Source organism: Capnocytophaga sp. ARDL2 (genome assembly GCF_041530365.1).
Taxonomy (GTDB): domain Bacteria; phylum Bacteroidota; class Bacteroidia; order Flavobacteriales; family Flavobacteriaceae; genus Flavobacterium.
Window position 1 is genome coordinate 1,807,341 of record NZ_CP168034.1, and the last position, 18,374, is coordinate 1,825,714.

Annotated in this window: 16 protein-coding genes and 1 pseudogene; 12 read left to right on the top strand and 5 right to left on the bottom strand. The window is 34.3% G+C overall.

The window, feature by feature from the left end:
* Positions 1-65 precede the first annotated feature (65 nt).
* Positions 66-3,263 (bottom strand): cytochrome c biogenesis protein CcsA, encoded by a 3,198-nt coding sequence (gene ccsA / locus AB4865_RS09150; protein WP_372474899.1) that lies wholly within the window; start codon positions 3,261-3,263, stop codon positions 66-68.
* Between the two features lie 227 nt (positions 3,264-3,490).
* Positions 3,491-3,698 (bottom strand): annotated as a pseudogene (locus AB4865_RS09155) (hypothetical protein); the annotation flags it as partial.
* 92 nt (positions 3,699-3,790) lie between these two features.
* Between AB4865_RS09155 and AB4865_RS09160 the strand changes: the two are divergent.
* Positions 3,791-3,958, top strand: a complete 168-nt coding sequence (locus tag AB4865_RS09160) for a hypothetical protein (protein WP_372472960.1) — start codon at positions 3,791-3,793, stop codon at positions 3,956-3,958.
* Between the two features lie 137 nt (positions 3,959-4,095).
* On the opposite strand, the gene AB4865_RS09165 is transcribed toward AB4865_RS09160, so the two are convergent.
* The 3 genes from AB4865_RS09165 to AB4865_RS09175 form a co-directional block, all read right to left on the bottom strand.
* On the bottom strand, positions 4,096-5,067 hold the full coding sequence (locus AB4865_RS09165; RefSeq protein ID WP_372474900.1) for a glycosyltransferase family 2 protein: 972 nt from the start codon (positions 5,065-5,067) through the stop codon (positions 4,096-4,098).
* 92 nt (positions 5,068-5,159) lie between these two features.
* Positions 5,160-6,062, bottom strand: a complete 903-nt coding sequence (locus AB4865_RS09170) for a hypothetical protein (RefSeq protein ID WP_372472961.1) — start codon at positions 6,060-6,062, stop codon at positions 5,160-5,162.
* 5 nt (positions 6,063-6,067) lie between these two features.
* Positions 6,068-6,511, bottom strand: coding sequence for a type I restriction enzyme HsdR N-terminal domain-containing protein (locus AB4865_RS09175; protein WP_372472962.1), 444 nt, complete (start codon positions 6,509-6,511; stop codon positions 6,068-6,070).
* A gap of 45 nt (positions 6,512-6,556) precedes the next feature.
* On the opposite strand from AB4865_RS09175, the gene holA reads away from it, so the two are divergent.
* The 11 genes from holA to AB4865_RS09230 all read left to right on the top strand — a co-directional run bounded on the left by holA (position 6,557) and on the right by AB4865_RS09230 (position 18,318).
* Complete coding sequence (gene holA, locus AB4865_RS09180) at positions 6,557-7,582, top strand: DNA polymerase III subunit delta (protein WP_372472963.1); 1,026 nt, start codon at positions 6,557-6,559, stop codon at positions 7,580-7,582.
* Between the two features lie 5 nt (positions 7,583-7,587).
* Positions 7,588-8,433 (top strand): N-acetylglucosamine kinase, encoded by an 846-nt coding sequence (locus AB4865_RS09185; protein ID WP_372472964.1) that lies wholly within the window; start codon positions 7,588-7,590, stop codon positions 8,431-8,433.
* 12 nt (positions 8,434-8,445) lie between these two features.
* Positions 8,446-9,474: an A/G-specific adenine glycosylase gene (gene mutY / locus AB4865_RS09190; protein WP_372472965.1), complete on the top strand. Its 1,029-nt coding sequence runs from the start codon at positions 8,446-8,448 to the stop codon at positions 9,472-9,474.
* A gap of 3 nt (positions 9,475-9,477) precedes the next feature.
* A complete protein-coding gene (locus tag AB4865_RS09195) occupies positions 9,478-9,915 on the top strand; it encodes a single-stranded DNA-binding protein (protein ID WP_372472966.1) in 438 nt (145 codons plus the stop codon).
* Complete coding sequence (gene gldD, locus AB4865_RS09200; protein WP_372474901.1) at positions 9,893-10,462, top strand: gliding motility lipoprotein GldD; 570 nt, start codon at positions 9,893-9,895, stop codon at positions 10,460-10,462. The genes AB4865_RS09195 and gldD overlap by 23 nt, the downstream gene beginning before the upstream one ends.
* Before the next feature lie 59 nt (positions 10,463-10,521).
* A complete protein-coding gene (gene pheT, locus AB4865_RS09205; RefSeq protein WP_372472967.1) occupies positions 10,522-12,954 on the top strand; it encodes a phenylalanine--tRNA ligase subunit beta in 2,433 nt (810 codons plus the stop codon).
* A gap of 60 nt (positions 12,955-13,014) precedes the next feature.
* Positions 13,015-13,311, top strand: a complete 297-nt coding sequence (locus tag AB4865_RS09210) for a putative quinol monooxygenase (protein WP_372472968.1) — start codon at positions 13,015-13,017, stop codon at positions 13,309-13,311.
* A complete protein-coding gene (gene gldF / locus AB4865_RS09215) occupies positions 13,311-14,027 on the top strand; it encodes a gliding motility-associated ABC transporter permease subunit GldF (protein ID WP_372472969.1) in 717 nt (238 codons plus the stop codon). Before AB4865_RS09210 ends, gldF begins: the two co-directional genes overlap by 1 nt.
* A 273-nt stretch (positions 14,028-14,300) precedes the next feature.
* Positions 14,301-15,980, top strand: coding sequence for a gliding motility-associated ABC transporter substrate-binding protein GldG (gene gldG, locus AB4865_RS09220; protein ID WP_372472970.1), 1,680 nt, complete (start codon positions 14,301-14,303; stop codon positions 15,978-15,980).
* Between the two features lie 13 nt (positions 15,981-15,993).
* Entirely contained in the window at positions 15,994-16,551 is a 558-nt protein-coding gene (locus AB4865_RS09225) for a hypothetical protein (RefSeq protein ID WP_372472971.1), read from the top strand.
* A 420-nt stretch (positions 16,552-16,971) separates the two neighbouring features.
* Positions 16,972-18,318: a DEAD/DEAH box helicase gene (locus AB4865_RS09230; RefSeq protein ID WP_372472972.1), complete on the top strand. Its 1,347-nt coding sequence runs from the start codon at positions 16,972-16,974 to the stop codon at positions 18,316-18,318.
* Positions 18,319-18,374 lie beyond the last annotated feature (56 nt).

The window sequence follows — 18,374 nt, forward strand, 5'->3', positions numbered from 1 at the left end:
CTTTTTTTGCTGAATACTAAAAATAACCGCCAATTTTGACGGTTATTTTAGCTTTTAAGTAGCTCTTATTTTTTCTTATACAGTCGTCTGTATTGTACAAAGGAAATGGCTCCTAAAGTAAACACCAATCCTACTGACCACCAAATAAATGACGGGGTTACCACTTGATCTCCTTTGGCATAGGAATGCAAACCACTGAGGTAGAAATTTACTCCAAAATAGGTCATCAAAATAGAGTAAAAGGCAATCACGGAAATAAAATTATAAATCCAAGTGCCTCGCAAACTCGGTACAAATCGCATGTGAATTACAAAGGCATATACCATAATCGAAATTAATGCCCAAGTCTCCTTAGGATCCCATCCCCAGTAGCGTCCCCAACTTTCGTTTGCCCATTGTCCTCCAAGAAAGTTTCCAATGGTCAACAACACCAAACCTACTGTCAAAGCCATTTCGTTGATATATGTTAGTTCTTTGATGGTGAGTTCCATTCTCGCTTTGTTTTTCTTTGTACTCAACGCCATCAATATCATCGACACGACACCCAAAATCATTCCCAATGCAAATGGACCATAACTCGCAACGATTACTGCCACATGTATCATCAACCAATACGAATTCAATACAGGTTGTAAATTGGCAATCGATGGATCCATCCAGTTCCAATGGGCTACCATCAAAATCATTCCCGATACAAATGCGGTAGATGCGATGGTCAATTCTGATTTTCTACCGAATATCAATCCAAACAACATCGTCGCCCATCCTACATATATCATCGATTCATAAGCGTCAGACCATGGTGCGTGTCCCGAAATATAGCAACGAGCAGCCAATCCAGCAGTGTGTAAAATAAACAACAACGCAATGATGCTGATAAATATTTTATCTATAATCCTGAGAACGAAATTGTCTTTAAAAATGCGTACAATACACAAAACAAACAACAATACTGCGGCGTACAAATACCATGAAAACAATTTTTTGAAAATGTCGTATTTGTTATACAATATTTCAGAATTTACTTTGTCTTTGCTTGGCAATACTTCGTAACCAAATTTTTCTTGATTCGATTGCAAATAGCTCAACCATTTGTTAGACTCTTCATATTCTTTTTTCAACAAATGCGAAACATACATCGGAAGGGCATTTTTAGCAAAAGCAAATGCTTCTTCATTTTTTGCAATATCCGAATCGTTTAACTCAGGATACGAAACCCATTTGTTGTTGGCATCGTTTGGCACGGGAAAAATCGTCAATATTTTACCCGAGAGAGCTGTGTGCAACAAGTTTACGCGTTCGTCTGCTGCAATCACATCTTTTTGAAATTGACTTTTGATTTGTGTACGATAGGCTTCGTCGAGAAACTGTGATAATTTATAAGTTCCTCTATCGTCAAAAAAGTCTGCCATGGCAATATGTTTTCCACCTTTGGCTACACCTAATAGTGTACGAATACTGTCGTTTTCCTTTTTCACATTGATGATAGGTACATGATACCAAGCTTGAGGAAACATCGTCATAGACAAAAACACCTGATCTGCATTGAGCGATTTATAAGTATCTGCTTTGCTCAATTTTCTGATCAATTCCGAAGCAAAAGTGTTGACTGGCTTCATACGACCACCCGCATCTTGAACGACCAAACGACCAAATTTGTCGGCTTGTTCGGCTGGAATAGCGTTATCAATGATGATTTTTTCAACTTGTTCGGGAGTTGGTTTGTTGTGAGCATGAGGTGCTTGTGCAAACCCAGAAAAAGATAGTAATCCCAACAATAGCGTAACAACGCTCAAATTTGCCTTTTTATTTCGTACTTTATCCAACATTTTCTTTAAATCGTAAAAACGAGTTCCTTTCAAAAACAATATCAAAATCATGCTGATGTACAATAATGTATATCCGATATAGGTAATCCATGTTCCCCACCAATCGTGATTTACAGACAAAATCGTTCCTGATAAATCTGGAAAATACGATGCTTGAAAAAATCTATAGCCTTTGTAATCCAATATATTGTTCATATAAATATGATAATCAAAGGTTTCCTCTGGCGAAGAAATGGTTACTTTACTTTCAAAAGACGAGAAACTTTGTTCCGTACCTGGATATTTTGTCGCAATAAATTTGTTGAGTTTTACATCAAAAGGTGTTTCGTAAATCTTAGAACCAAACATGAAAGTAAAATCAAGATTTCCTAAAGTAAACGACTGAGGAATACCCACTTGACCTTTTTTACCTTTTAGGGTTACTTCTTGGGTTTGTCCTTCTGTTTCAACTTCTACCACTACGATATCCGCAGTTTCTTGGTCTTTGAAATTACCATTGGATTTCATCACTTTACTACCTCTGATAGGTGTATCTCCCACAAATTGCAATTGCCCCAAACGGTACATTGAGCGGTAGTGAAATGCTGTTTTTTCACCAGCTTTTACGGTTCCATCGGGCTGCATGTTCATTGGATTTTTACCCGCTTGGTTTTTCATAATCATATAGTCTCCGTCAAAAGGCGAGTTGATGTACATTTCGCCGTTTTCGAGCCAAAATTCCACAGCTCCTTCTTGAGTTCTATTGAATGCATACAATTGACCGTGAATCATTTCCACCGAACCTTCTTTTAAGAAATGTTCGTGTCTCTCACCATGGTCAGATTCAACAATTTTTAAGTGTAAATCACCGTTTGGATCTTCCTCAAACGATTCTACCCCCGACATGATGAATTTTTTCAAACGGATAGTAAACGGCGTTTGATTGAATTTTTCCTTGTGAATAAAATAGTTGGAACCAAAGTTTGAAATAAAATTGTCTTGATCAAAAGCACCAGAAAACAATTTTGGATATTCAAAAGTTTTTCTTCGTTCTTGTCCATCCACATCACCGTCCACCCATGCGGTAAGGTATGTTTTTTCAGAGCGAATCTGATTGCTACTTTGTCCTTCGGCAATAGGCATTACCCCTTCAAAGCTGATGTAACGCGTGATTGCAGCACCCACCAAGATAAAAATAAAGGCAAGGTGCAATACCAAAGTAGGCCATTTTTCTCTTTTGTACAATTGGTATCTTTTGATGTTGAACAAAAAGTTGATTAAAAACACCAACATAATCGCTTCGAACCATTTTGCGTTGTAAACCAAGATTTTAGCTGTGTCTGTGTTGTAATCATTTTCGATAAAAGTAGCAACACCCATAGCGATTGAAAATACGATAAAAAGTACCGCCATCAGTCGAGTGGATGCTAAAAAGGATATCAATTTCTTCATGATTTTGTGTTTGAAGTGAACTGTTTAAAAAATTGCTCAAAGTTAAGGTTTTATTAGTTAAGTAATGACTAAAGATTATAAAAAATTAACAAAGAATAAGTAGTGATTTTTTTAACAGAAAACAGACAATTGTCATAAAAAGAATCAATTGTTTTTAATAAATATGCAAGAAATTATTCACATAAAAAAAATTAACCCGTTGTGCATTTTAAATTATACTTGCTTTAATTTTATTTATTTATTTCCTTTTTTAATACAAATTTGTTAATGTATCGAATTAAGGTTAAAGCATTTATTTTACTGATAATTCGTGTTTTAAAATCGTTGAATGATTTTACATAATTCCTTTTAATCATAAATTGATCACATAACTGCGAAATCGAAGATTCGACGAAGTCAAAATAATATTTCGATTCTTTTCCTCTTTTTCTTGAATAAGTAAAGTTTTCCCCTAATCTGATTTATATGATAAAAAAGATTTCGTTTTCTTTTGTTGTAAACACTCCTTTCTGTTTTGGTTTTCAAAGCTGATGGCTTGGGGAGCAGGAGCTGGAATGTTGGTGCCTTTCAACGAAAGAGTAGGAATGAATTTAGGATTAGTTTATATTGAGCAAATTTACGATAGAGAGAGTACAAAAGGATATAAAGATTCAAACCTTGGTTTTGCTGTAGTTTTTTCTTTCTTCTTAGGACAATAAATTTAAAAAAAGATAGTTCGCATAATTTTGCGAACTTTTTTTCTATTTTACAATTTGAAAATTTAAAACTTAAACCGAAAACTCTTAAATAAAGCGTAGCGTATGATTTTATCATTGATAATCTTTAAACAAAAAAATTACTTCCTCTTCAAAAAATACTCCTTCACGATATCTTTGATTTGAAAATAATCGGTACGATATTGAGAAGATGTTCGTTTTCTTTTCAATTTTGGAATATGAGCATAATACGCAAAATGTGAAAAAACTACCGCAAAACAATGCCTCGGTTTTCCTTGCAATATCATGCGTACACCTGCAATGCCATCATAGCAAAGGCGTTTGAAAATTGTAGAAAATCGACCTTTCAAGGGTAGATTTTTGTACAACATATATAAGGAATTTCGAAAATTTAGATAAGTTTTCTTTGGCGAAGATTTATGTAAAGTTGCTCCACCAACATGATAAACAGTAGATTCGGCACAGCAATACGCATCGATATTTTCATTAAAAGCTCGCCAACACAAATCGATTTCTTCTTGATGTGCAAAAAAGTCGTCGTCAAAACCGCCTAATTGTTCAAAAACCGATTTTCGGATAAAAAAACAAGCTCCCGAAGCCCAAAATATTTTTTCTGTTTTGTATTGTTGCTCGTCTTTTTCGAGCGTATCAAACACGCGACCTCTGCAATACGGAAATCCCAATTGGTCAATATATCCACCAGCGGCACCTGCGTATTCAAAGTGCGTTTTTTTCTTAAAATCTAAAATTTTAGGTTGTGCAATTCCGATATTTGGATGTTTTTGAAACAATTCTTCAATAGGATTAAGCCAATGTTTCGTTGTTTCAATATCAGTATTCATCAAACAATATAAAGGTTCGCTTACTTGTTGCAATGCCAAATTGTACCCTTGAGCATATCCATAATTTTTATCCAATGCAACCCATTGTACTTCTGGATATTGCGTTGCAACCCATTCTCTTGATTGATCGGTCGAGGCATTGTCGGCTACATAAATTTTTGCCTGTGGTGAGTGTTGTACCACTTTGGGCAAAAACTGTTGTAGCAGTTGCAATCCGTTGTAATTTAATAATACTATTGCGGTCAAAATTAAATTGGTTTAATGCCCTTTGGGCGTTTGTTTGCCTACAGCGTTAACAAGGCGTTAGCCTAAAAGGACGAAGTCCTCAAACAAGTGAAGCCTTAGAAAGATTTCGTTATTTGTTCTGATACTAACTCGTTGATTCTCTTATAAAAATCTTTATTTGAGGTAGTTTGTTGTGTTGAATAGAAAAACTGTAAAAACTCTTTAGTAATTTTTGCTGTTTGAGTTTTGGGTTGATCTTTTATGAATTTCATCAACTCTGGCTCTGCAATTGTTGTCAATTTTTTAGTTTCCCAATCTACATTTGATTTATATATTCGACCAAAAAGATAATTTTTTATAACCTCTTGATAATATCTCAATGCAACTTCTTTTTGTGGCGAATTTTTATGTTTTAGAAGATAGTCTTCCCATTGTAGTGCTATTTTTCTGTACTCAACCATCGAATATTCTTGATTTTTGATCTGAATATTATAGTTCAATCGGTTGGTATTTCCAATCAATTCCAAATAATCTTGTAAATCATTTGAAACTTTGTTTTTAAATAATCTGTGATAATATCCTGGGGTAAATTTCAACTCAAAGTGATTGGAATCTCTGTGTTTTACAAAAATGTCCAATTCTGTAAAGCGTTTTTCTTTTAGCAATACGCTATCGGGTTTTTGATTATCTGACCATTTAGCATAGTTTTTCAAAGTAGAAGATTCTGCAATGTTTAATGAATCCATAATAGAGCTAAAGGATTTGTAGTATTCAGAAAAAAGGGCATCACCTTCTTCTTTTGTTTTGATTTTAGAAAGTTTTTGTTTCAATTCCCCTTGCTTTGTTTCGATTATATCAAGCAAAGCATCTGTGTTTTTATTGAGTAATTCATTTGATGGGTCGGTAGTGTAGGTAATTTCTGTAATACCATTGTCATCTCCAATTTTTGGTGCTTTTTTTTCATTTTTACACGACCAAATACCTAAAACAGCAACTAAAACTAAACTATATTTTCGCATAATTTCTACAAATTTTTTGTGATATCTGGTAAAAATAGATATCGATTGTTTTCAAAATCCAACTGACAAAAAATATGTTTCAATCCATTGGTTACCATCAAGTATTGAGCTCTTAACTGTAAATTATATCTAGCTATTTGGTCAAATACCTCTTGTGTGATAGCTACTTGTGGTTGTTTGCATTCAACTAACAGATACACACTACCATCAGGATTGAAAGCTGCCAAATCGTATCGTTTGGTTATTCCATTGATTGTCAGTTTTTTTTCAACACTCAGCAACGATGCCCTAAAGCCCTTATCGTCTATCAGATAGCGAACTACATGTTGTCGAACCCATTCTTCTGGAGTAAGGACTACGAATTTTTTCCTAATACAATCAAAGATGTAAAGATTATTTTCAGTACTTTTGAATCTGAATTGATATGTAGGAAAGGCTAACTGTTGCATAAGCGTCAAAGTTAGTGTTTTTTTCTAATTGCTCGAATAAATTTTATGGAAGAAATTCAAAAAATCATCAAACAGATTGAAAATAAATCGTTTGCACCTATCTATATTTTGATGGGTGAAGAACCTTATTATATCGACAAAATCACCAATTCTTTGTTGGAACATGTATTGACAGAGGACGAAAAAGCCTTTAATCTCGATATTGTTTATGGAAAAGATGCTGATATGAATCAAGTTGTTGGTATGGCTAAACAGTTTCCAATGATGGCAGACTACCGTATGGTTTTGGTAAAGGAAGCTCAAGATGTAAAAGAACTGGATCCTTTGACTTCTTACCTCGAACAAGTACAGCCTCAAACGATTTTGGTGATCAATCACAAATACAAAAATATCGATTCTCGTACGGAGTTGGGAAAAAAAATAGGAAAACATCCTGATGTAGTCATTGTAAAAAGTGAAAAAATTCGCGATTATCAAGTGCCAAATGTCATCAAAAAAATAGTGGAAGCTCAAAATAGAACCATTGGTACGAAGGCTACAGCAATGTTGGATGAATTTTTGGGAAATGACCTTGGAAAAATCGAAAATGAAATTGGAAAATTGTGCATTTTAGTACCCGAAGGTCAAGAAATTACCGATGAAGTCATAGAGAAAAATATTGGTATCAGCAAGGATTTCAACAATTTTGAATTTATCAAAGCCATTGCACAAAAAGACCAAGTAAAGGCGTATAAAATTGCAAAATATTTTTACAATAATCCAAAAAACAATCCGCCTATTTTGACGATTTCGCTTTTGTATAATTTCTTTTCTACTTTGGTACAATTTCAAGGTATAAAACACAAAGAACCTTATAAAACCTCACAAGAAATTGCGACAAAAATCGGAAAGAGGTCGGCGTATGCCCTCAAAGATCAAGAAACGGCAAGTAAATATTATACTTTGAAACAAACCAGTCGCAACCTCGATTATCTCAAAGAATTGGATTTAAGAATAAAAGGGGTCAATTCGAGTGGAGGAGTAGGGTATTATGATTTGTTGTCAGAATTTTTAGCAAAGGTTTTTAATTAGAAAATATGATAAAAATTGTAATAGATAGTGGTTCTACAAAATCGGATTGGTTGGTATTTATCAACGGAAGTTACTCGCATTGTTTTCAAACATTGGGCTTGAATCCCGAAACCATTTCTGATCAAGTATTTGCCGAACGATTAAATACCGCAAATGTGTATTTGGATGAATACGAATCCTTTGAACTTTACTTTTTAGGTTCTGGCTGTGGTACACAAAGAGCCAAAGAACGAGTAATTGCACTGTTGAAAAACAAATTCAATGTACGTTTGTCCTTATTGGAAGTACGCGAAGATACTTATGCAGCCATTTATGCTACTTGCAACAAAGGCGAAGCGGGCATCGTTTGCATCAACGGAACGGGGTCAAATTGTACCTATTTTGATGGAGAAAATGTTTTTCAAGCGGTAGAATCTTTGGGGTATTTGGCAATGGACGATTTTTCAGGCGTTTCATTGGGTAGAAAAATCATTCGTTCGTATTATTTCAATACCATGCCTGCCGAATTGAAAAGTAAAATGAGTAATTTCAACATGACGGCAGATTATATCAAAGAAAATTTTTACAAAAAAGAAAATCCCAATGCCTATTTGGGTTCGCATTTGCCTTTTTTGATTGAAAACAAACACCATCCTTTTTTTCAAGAAATGGTAAAAGAAGAAGTGAAATTTTTCGTTGAAAACTACATCATGCAATACGAAAATTACAAAGAAGTGCCGATTCATTTTATTGGATCGACTGCATTTTTGTTGAAAGACGAGGTAGTAAGTGTATTGAAAGAATACAATCTGAAAATTGGTAAATTTTATCAAAAACCATTGGACGGTTTGGTGGAATATTTTACTAAATAATACAATATTTATATGTATTTTGCTAATCAATTGATTGAATGGTACCAGCAAAACGGTAGAATTCTCCCATGGAGAGAAACCAAAAACCCCTACCATATTTGGCTTTCGGAAATCATTTTACAACAGACTCGTGTTGCTCAAGGTATGGATTACTACTTGCGATTTGTAGATAAATATCCTACACTTACGGATTTGGCTTCGGCTGATTTACAAGAGGTTTTGAAGTTATGGCAAGGTTTGGGTTATTATTCCAGAGCGAGAAATTTGCATCATACAGCAATAGATATCAAGGAAAATTACAACGAAAAATTTCCTGCTACATTCAATGAAATTCAAAAATTGAAAGGCATTGGACCGTACACAGCCGCTGCGATTGCTTCTTTTGCATTTGATGAAAAAGTTGCCGTGGTTGATGGAAATGTTTTTAGAGTATTGGCGAGATTTTTTGGAATTTTTGATGATATTTCATTGGCTAAAACGAGAAAAATCTTTCAAGAATTAGGCAATGATTTAATACAAAATGTAAATCCAGCATTGTTTAATCAAGCTATCATGGATTTTGGTGCTACAGTTTGCAAACCTCAAAATCCACTTTGTAACGAATGTGTATTTACTGAAAAATGTTTTGCCTATAGAAAAAACAAAATCGAACATTTACCCGTAAAAAATAAGAAAATTTCAATAAAAAATCGTCATTTTCACTATTTAATCAACGAAGATTTCAATGAAATTTCTATTTCGGAACGAAAAGAAAATGACATTTGGAAAGGATTGTACGAATTTCCAAAAATAGAAGAGGCTGATTTTCGCTCAAAAGAAGAGATATTGTCTTTATTTCAAGAAAAATTTCAAATTCCAGCTGAAAATATTGTTTTATTTAAAGAAAATGTCAAACATAAATTGTCTCATCAACTATTGATGATTAGTTTTTGGAAAACAACAAAGTTGATGAATTTACCCTTTAAAAAAATCAATAAAAACAAGTTGAACGAATATCCTTTTCCCATAATACTTTGGAAAGAAGTGATTGAAAAAATGTAATTTATGAATCAAACATTAAATAAAGTAACACTGATTGGTTTTCTCGGAAATAAGTTTAAAATTCATTATTTCGAGCAAAAAAAAAGTGTAGCAAGAGGTGATTTGGCTACACATGATATCCATTTCAATGCTCAAAATGAAAAGATTACACATACACAGTGGCATCAATTGGTGTGTACTAATGATTGGGCAATATGGGCAGATAAATATTTGGAAAAAGGTGATAAACTCTATGTAGAAGGACGAATTTATACCAAACATTGGCAAAACGAACAGGGAGTACATTTGCAATCCACGGAAATTATGGTGGAAAAAATTATTCCATTGGAACGAACTCAACCAAATGTTGTCAATGAACAAAATACGAGAAACGAACAAATCAAAAATTTTGATGTTAAAAAATCTATTGAAAATCACGATGAAGAAAAAGCACCTTTTTAATAGTTTGAAAGTTCTACTATTTTCGCTTACTATATTCGGTTGTAAACAAGAAGCAAAACCAAAACCCGAAGGCTATTTACGATTGGAATACCCTGAAAATTCATATCATATCCAAAAAACAGATTGCAACTTTCAATTTGAAAAAAATGCGATTGCTCAATTTCAAAAAGAAAGAGAAAACTGTCAATATACTGTGTTGTATCCATCAATGAAAGCGAGTATTTATCTCAATTATAAGCAGATAACTAACAATTTGGATTATTTGCTAAAAGATGCTCAAAAGTTGACCTACAATCATACAGTAAAAGCAGAAGAAATCATCGAAACTCCGTTTATCAATCCCAATAAAAGGGTATATGGAATGTTTTATAATGTGACAGGAAATGCTGCGACCAATATTCAGTTTTATGCCACCGATAGTGTAAAAAACTTTGTTGTAGGTACGTTGTATTTTTATGCAAAACCGCATTATGACTCTATTTATCCAGCTACAAAATACATCGAAAAAGATATGAAACAACTATTGGAAACTATTGAATGGCAATAAGAGTCCGTTTAAAATTTATCCTTATATTTGCAACTTTAAAAAAATAAACAAAACTCACTATGCAGATTTCATACAATTGGTTGAAACAATTTTTAAAAATAGACATTCCTGCTGAGGATGCGGCAGAAACATTGACAAATTTAGGTCTTGAAGTAGAAGGAATTACAGCTTATGAAAGCGTAAAAGGTGGATTGAAAGGTGTGGTAGTTGGTCATGTAATCAGCTGCGAAAAACACCCAAATGCAGACAAACTAAAAGTTACGAAAGTAGATCTTGGCGATGGAAATCCTGTACAAATCGTATGTGGTGCTCCCAATGTAGATGCTGGTCAAAAAGTGCCTGTAGCTACGATTGGCACTGTACTTTATACTTCAGAAGGTGAGGAGTTTACAATAAAAAAAGGAAAAATCAGAGGAGAGGAAAGTTTTGGGATGATTTGTGCCGAAGACGAATTGGGTATTGGTACTTCGCACGACGGAATCATGGTTTTGGATGCTGATTTGAAAGCAGGAACGCCTGTTGCCGAAATTTTTGATATTTACAACGATACGGTTTTTGAAATAGGTTTGACTCCAAACAGAGCAGATGCAATGAGCCACTGGGGAGTTGCTCGTGATTTGAGAGCAGGATTAATGCAACAAAATCCGCAAAGTTCACCAACAGAAATCATTACACCTTCGGTATCGAAATTCAAGGTGGAAAAACGCACATTGAAATACGATATTCAAGTTGAGGATGCTAAATTGACTCCGAGATATTGTGGATTGACCATCAGTGGAGTAGAGGTAAAAGAATCTCCAAACTGGTTGAAAAACAAATTGAAAGCTATCGGTATCACTCCTAAAAACAATGTAGTAGATGCTACAAATTATGTGTTGCACGAATTAGGACAACCACTACACGCATTTGATGCTGCAAAAATCAAAGGAACTAAAATCTATGTAAAAACGGCAGAAGAAAACACACCGTTTGTAATGCTCGATGGTACAGAGGTAAAATTGACTGCCAATGACATCGTGATTGCAGACGAGTCAAAACCTTTGTGTATTGCCGGAGTAATCGGTGGACAAAATAGCGGAGTGAGCGAAACAACTACGGATATTTTCTTGGAAAGTGCGTATTTCAATTCAATAAGCATTCGTAAAACTGCCAAAAGATTGGGGGTTTCTACCGATGCATCGTTCCGCTTTGAAAGAGGAATCGATCCGACGATTACAGATTACGCATTGAAATATGCTGCGATTTTGATTTGTGAAATTTCTGGAGGAGAAATCACTTCAGATTTGACAGAAATTTATCCTAAAAAAGTGGAAGATTTCTCTATCTTCTTGAATTTTGATAATGTACATAAAATATTGGGTATCAATATTCCACACGAAGCGATTAAGAAAATTTTGGTTTCACTGGACATCAAAGTAAATAGTATTACCAACCAAGGATTGGGATTGACAATTCCTGCGTATCGCGTCGATGTACAAAGAGAAATCGATGTGATTGAGGAAATCTTGAGAGTGTATGGATACAACAATATCGAGATTCCATCAAAAATCAATGCGACAGTTGCTCATACCAAGCGTACAGAGGACTACAAAGTACAAAATATTGTAGCCGATCAATTGGTGAGTCAAGGTTTTTACGAAATCATGGCAAACTCATTGACCGCTCCTCAATACAATGATTTGGTAGCTACTATAAACAAAAACGAAACGGTACAAATACTAAATCCGTTGAGTTCGGAGCTTTCGATAATGCGTCAAACTTTATTGTTTGGTGGATTGGAATCGATTGCCTACAACATCAATAGAAAAAATAGCGATTTAAAGTATTTTGAATTTGGAAATGTGTATGCCAAAACATTGACAGGCTATGAGGAATACAAAAGACTGGCATTGTTTGCTACGGGAAATAAATACACAGCCAACTGGACAACACCTGCTCAATCTGTGTCGTTTTTTGATTTCAAAGGAATCATCGAGGCTATTTTCCAACGCTTAGGTATTTTGAAATACAATACGCAAACGGTTGAAGATGAGATTTTCAACGAGTCGATGGCATTTGTATTGGGTGATAGAGAAATTGTGCGTTTTGGTACGGTGAAAAAATCGATTTTAAAACATTTTGACATCAAACAAGAGGTGTTTTATGCAGAATTTAATTGGAAAAACATTTTAAATGTGGTTTCTTCAAAAATTAAATTTACCGAAATTACAAAATATCCAGTGGTAAAAAGAGATTTGTCATTGTTGATTGATGAAAATGTATCTTTCAATGATATTTACAACACTGTAAAAATGGTGGACAAATCTACGATTACCGATGTGTCGTTGTTTGATGTGTATCAAGGAGATAAATTGCCCAAAAACAAAAAATCGTATGCCATCAGCGTAAAATTGCAAGATGCTGAGAAGACATTGACAGATAATCAAATCGAAAAGATTATGTCAAAAATTCAAACAGCATTGGAAAAAGAATATCAAGCCAATTTGAGATAATAAAGCAGAGACAAGGAACTCCTTGTCTCTTTTATTCCTTATAGATAAAAACGTAAAATTATGTTTATCAGAATCGTAAAATTAAGTATAGCTCCTGAGCGATTGCCGGAGTTTTTAGAAACATTTGACCAATCAAAGGAGAAAATCAGAAATTTTCCAGGAAATACTTTTTTAGAATTGTATCAAGACAAAGCCAATCCTTCTATTGTGTTTACTTATTCCTTATGGGAAGACGAACAAGATTTGGAAAACTACCGCCATTCGGATGTTTTTCGTGGAATTTGGTCGGTAATCAAACCGATGTTTAATGCGGCTCCTGAGGCTTGGAGTGTAGATAAATTAATTTCTTTGCCTTAATGAAAGCATTAATAATTAGAGAATTACAATCGTTTTTTGGTTCGGTTGTTGGATATTTAGTAATTGGAATTTTCCTATTACTCAACGGATTGTTTTTGTGGTATATCGATTCGCCTTACAATGTTTTACAATCGGGATACAACGATCTATCTCCTTATTTTTCATTGGCTCCATGGTTGTTATTGTTTCTGATTCCAGCAGTTACCATGCGTATTTTTTCCGATGAAATGAGATTGGGAACGATAGAATTGTTGATGACCAAACCGTTGTCGTTGTTTCAAATCGTGTTAGGAAAATATTTAGGAGCAGTTTTGTTGTTTGTTATCGCATTGATTCCTACATTTTTATACACTAGCATCAACGGCTATGCCTTAGACGGCACTTCGATTGATTGGTCGAGTACGATTGGTTCGTTTGTAGGTTTGTTTTTATTGGCAGCAGCTTATACATCGATTGGAGTTTGTACTTCGGCATTGTCAGAAAATCAAATTGTTTGCTTTTTATTGGCAGTTGTTGGTTGTGCATTGTTTTACTTCGGATTTGATGTGTTGTCCAATCTAAGCGGACTCTCATTTATCGAACGATTGGGAATGCAATCACATTTTGAAAGTTTGAGCAAAGGAGTGATAGACTCACGAGATGTAGTATATTTTGCTTCGTTTATCGCTGTGTTTTTGTTGGGAACAACTTATTTGCTCAATAAAAAGAGAAATTAGGCATTAGTAATATTTTGTGAAATGACTTTTGAGGTTTCACACAGATTTTTTATATCATTATCGTTACGCTTACTTTAATTTTAGCAGATTAAACAGATAAAATGATTGCTTTGAGATTGTGTTTTTGATTTATTAAAAAAATATCTGCGAAAATCAAATCGGTTCATATCAAATAAAAATCTGTCTCAATCAGCGTTAAAAAAAATGTTTTCATAAGGATTTTTTAAATAAGTAAAAAATCAATTTGCTTATGTGGTTTAAAAGATAGAAAAAATGAATACCAAAAAATTTATATCCCTTGTTTTAGGAATCATCGCTTTGAATGTATTCAGCGAATTTGCCTTTGTTCGTTTCGATTTGACCAAAGACAAACGCTATACACTTTCACAGGTGTCAAAAGACTTGGTAAAACAGGTAGATGAACCGATGACAGTTACGCTATTTTTGGACGGAAAATTACCGCATTCATTCAAAAAAATGCAAACTGAGGTTAAACATTTAGTGAAAGAATACCAATCCAATAATAGTAATATCAAATTGGAATTATTGGATTTAATCGCTAATGACACCCCAGAAAACGCTTCAAAAATCAATGGATTGTACGAAAAAGGTATGCGTCCGTTGTCAGTTTCTATTTCGGAAAAAGGAAAGCAGTCTCAGGAAATGATTTTTCCTTGGGGGACAATTTCGTACAAAGGAAAAGAGATTTTATTTCCCCTGTTGAAAAACACGATGGCGATGAGTACAGAAGAAACCATCAATTCGTCTGTACAGCATTTGGAGTATGCTATTTCTGATGCCATCAAAAAAGCGGTTTGGGACAAAGACAAAAAAATCGCAATTATCAAAGGAATAGGGGAGCCGCACGATATAGAAATTGCCGATTTGTTGATGTCATTGAGAGAATCGTACTATATCGCACCATTTGTTTTGGACAGTGTTGCCAAAAAACAGTTGGAAACGCAAGAACATTTGAAAGAATTTGATGCGATTTTGGTCAATAAACCCAATAAGGATTTTTCAGAGGCCGAATTGCAAGTCCTTGATCAATATATCGTAAACGGTGGAAAAGCCTTGTTTTTTATCGATCAAGTTCAAGCGGATAAAGACAGTTTGAGCAATACAGGAAATCTATTGGCATATCCTAAAGACAATTCTTTGGGTAATTTGTTCTTTAAATACGGTGTGCGTATCAATCCTGTTTTGGTAAAAGACGAGGTTGGTACGCCTATAAAATTGGCAGTCGGAAAACAAGGAAGTCAAACCCAATACGAGGAATTTGTTTGGAAATTTTCGCCGTATAGCTATCCCACAAGTTTGCATCCGATTGTAAAAAATATCGAAGGAGTAAAATTTGATTTTACGAGTACCATCGATACTTTAAAAAACGATGTAAAAAAGACAATTTTGTTGCATTCTTCTCCCTATTCAAAAACGGTAGGAACGCCAACGATGATTTCGTTGCAAATGATTGATGAAGAGGTAAATCCTGAGGAATATCAAGGAAAAGGAAATTTACCTTTGGCAGTTTTGCTCGAAGGAGATTTTACCTCGATGTATCACAATCGTATCAAGGCATTTGAAGATAAAAATTTCAAGGATAAAGGTCAGAACAATCAAATCATAGTGGTTGCAGATGGAGATGTCGTACGTAATCAGTTAGACCAAAATTTGGCACCTTTGGAGTTGGGATACGACAAATGGACAAACAAATTGTATGGAAATAAAGACTTTGTCTTGAATAGTATCAATTATCTTTTGGACGATTTCGGAATTTTGAATTTGCGAACTAAAGAAGTACAATTGGCATTGTTGGACAAAAACAAAGTATCAGAAAATTATTCATTTATACAATTGAAAATGACTGTATTGCCTTTGGTGGTGATTTCGATATTTGGAGGAATTTTTGTATATTTGAGAAAAAAGAAGTACGGAAAAATTGTAACTAACTAAAATTTAATACATTATGATTAAATTTTTTTTATTAGCAATGGCAATTGCCACAGCAACAATGACCGTTTCATGTAAAAATGATGACGGCACAGTAGTAGTAGAAAAAGATTATCCTAACACAATAAACGCTACTACTTGGTTTACCAATGATTACAAACATCCAATGTTGCAAGATGAAGCAAATGTAAAGCTTAAGTTGGATTTTATATCAGCTACAAAAGTTGAGGCCACTATGTCTATGTCAAATGAAGAGGTAGGAAATATCGAATTGGTTATGAGTGATGTTCCTTATACTTATAGTGAAGGAAAGGGAAAAATCGAAACAACTTCTGTAGATAAAATTGTTTTGAAAATGATGAATGTAGAAGTATCGTATGATCAAGTCTTACAATTTATAACTTTATATTCAAATCAATCAGGAGAAGAAGCAGCTGATTTGCTTGAAGATTTTGAACAATTGAAAAGCATTTTTGATTATTTGGCTTCAAATCCAATAGGAAACTACACAGTAGTAAAAACTACTATGACTTTGGAGGAAACAACAATCCTCAATCAACAACAATCCTTTTGAAAATACTGTCCGAAAGGGCAGTTTTTTTTATATTAAACCAAAAAGGTTGCCCAAATAAGGCAACCTTTTTGTAGAAAATAATGCCAATGCACTTCCTACTACCATTTTCTTAATTTGTAATTTTCTTTTCATATCTGTAAGGTATTATGTTTTACTAAAAAATGTTTTCAATTTTAGAAAAGTACTTTGATAGAAAATTTTACCAAAGTACTTTTTAAAAGTAAAAAGCATGATAAATTCATTCTTTTGCGTTGAAACGATTAGAGTTTCTCGATTAATTTTTCTCAAAGTTAGAAGGAAACCTTACTGAAAAAAAATACCATTTCACCAATGGTAGGTTTCAGTTTACGAATGGTAAGATTTTGCCTATGAACGGTAATTTTGGGTTAAAAATCGTATCTTTGTCAAAATTTCATCACAATGAATACATTCAATCAATTCAATTTACCGAAATCATTGCAAAAAGCCTTGGACGAACTCGGCTTTGAAACTCCAACACCTATTCAAGAAAAATCGTTCTCGGTAATCTTATCGGGAAGAGATGTGATGGGGATTGCTCAAACGGGTACGGGAAAAACTTTAGCCTATCTGTTGCCAATCTTGAAACAATGGAAATTTTCGGAAACGCTTTCTCCAAAGGTGGTAATCATAGTGCCTGTACGCGAATTGGTGGTACAAGTGGTAGAGGAAATCGAAAAACTTACCAAATACATGTCGGTTCGCTCATTGGGAGTTTATGGTGGTGTAAATATCAACACACAAAAAAACTCTATTTACGAAGGGGTGGACATTATCGTGGGTACACCAGGGCGTATTATGGACTTGGCATTGGACAATGTGTTGAAATTTGACGCTGTACAAAAATTGGTGATTGATGAATTTGATGAAATTTTGAATTTAGGATTCCGAGTGCAATTGGTTTCTATTTTGAGTATGATGCGTGAAAAACGCCAGAATATCTTGTTTTCGGCTACTATGACAGAAGAGGTGGACGAATTGATCGATGACTATTTCAATTTTCCAGAAGAAGTATCGTTGAGTCCATCGGGAACACCATTGGAACAAATCGAACAAAAAGCCATTCACGCTCCCAATTTTTTGACAAAAATCAATTTGTTGAAACATTATTTAAACGAAGACGAAACTATGACTCGATTGATTGTGTTTGTCAATTCCAAACGATTGGTCGATTTTGTGTTGGAGCAATTGGAAGAAGATTTCCCAGAGCAATTTGGAGCAATTCACTCCAACAAAACACAAAATTACCGTTTAAATACCTTAGAAGCCTTTCAAAAAAGTGAATTGAGAGGGTTGGTTACAACCGATATTATGGCTCGTGGATTGGATATTTCTGACGTAACGCATGTGGTAAACCTGCAATTGCCAGAAATATCCGAGCAGTACATTCACCGTATTGGTCGTACGGGTAGGGCAGATAAAAACGGTGTAGCGTGGAGTTTTATTTCTCCAAAAGAAGAAGAACTACAGTTGGAAATAGAGGAGTTGATGGATTATGAAATTCCAATATACGAAATTCCAGACGAAGTAGAAATCGAAGTAAAAAAACTCGAGTTTGAAAAAGACCGTGTAAAAATGAAAAAATCTGTGAAAAGAGCTGAAGTAGAAAGAGGAGCCGCTTTTCATGAGAAAAAAGACAAAAACAAAAAGGTAAATTTAGGAGGACCAGGTAAGCGAAACCCTAAAAAATCAGCACCACGCAACCGAGCAGTCGAACGCAAAAGAGCCGCAAAGAGGAAGAGAGGATAATTATCAATGGTTAATTATCAATGAAGATATCTCGACTAATAAATTTTGTTTTATTT

Bases quoted from the DNA above. Each gene is read 5' to 3' on its own strand.
- AB4865_RS09160 (WP_372472960.1), top strand. From the start codon at position 3,791: ATGGCTTGGGGAGCAGGAGCTGGAATGTTGGTGCCTTTCAACGAAAGA.
- AB4865_RS09170 (WP_372472961.1), bottom strand. From the start codon at position 6,062: ATGCGAAAATATAGTTTAGTTTTAGTTGCTGTTTTAGGTATTTGGTCG.
- AB4865_RS09175 (WP_372472962.1), bottom strand. From the start codon at position 6,511: ATGCAACAGTTAGCCTTTCCTACATATCAATTCAGATTCAAAAGTACT.
- holA (WP_372472963.1), top strand. From the start codon at position 6,557: ATGGAAGAAATTCAAAAAATCATCAAACAGATTGAAAATAAATCGTTT.
- AB4865_RS09185 (WP_372472964.1), top strand. From the start codon at position 7,588: ATGATAAAAATTGTAATAGATAGTGGTTCTACAAAATCGGATTGGTTG.
- mutY (WP_372472965.1), top strand. From the start codon at position 8,446: ATGTATTTTGCTAATCAATTGATTGAATGGTACCAGCAAAACGGTAGA.
- AB4865_RS09195 (WP_372472966.1), top strand. From the start codon at position 9,478: ATGAATCAAACATTAAATAAAGTAACACTGATTGGTTTTCTCGGAAAT.
- gldD (WP_372474901.1), top strand. From the start codon at position 9,893: ATGAAGAAAAAGCACCTTTTTAATAGTTTGAAAGTTCTACTATTTTCG.
- pheT (WP_372472967.1), top strand. From the start codon at position 10,522: ATGCAGATTTCATACAATTGGTTGAAACAATTTTTAAAAATAGACATT.
- AB4865_RS09210 (WP_372472968.1), top strand. From the start codon at position 13,015: ATGTTTATCAGAATCGTAAAATTAAGTATAGCTCCTGAGCGATTGCCG.
- gldF (WP_372472969.1), top strand. From the start codon at position 13,311: ATGAAAGCATTAATAATTAGAGAATTACAATCGTTTTTTGGTTCGGTT.
- gldG (WP_372472970.1), top strand. From the start codon at position 14,301: ATGAATACCAAAAAATTTATATCCCTTGTTTTAGGAATCATCGCTTTG.
- AB4865_RS09225 (WP_372472971.1), top strand. From the start codon at position 15,994: ATGATTAAATTTTTTTTATTAGCAATGGCAATTGCCACAGCAACAATG.
- AB4865_RS09230 (WP_372472972.1), top strand. From the start codon at position 16,972: ATGAATACATTCAATCAATTCAATTTACCGAAATCATTGCAAAAAGCC.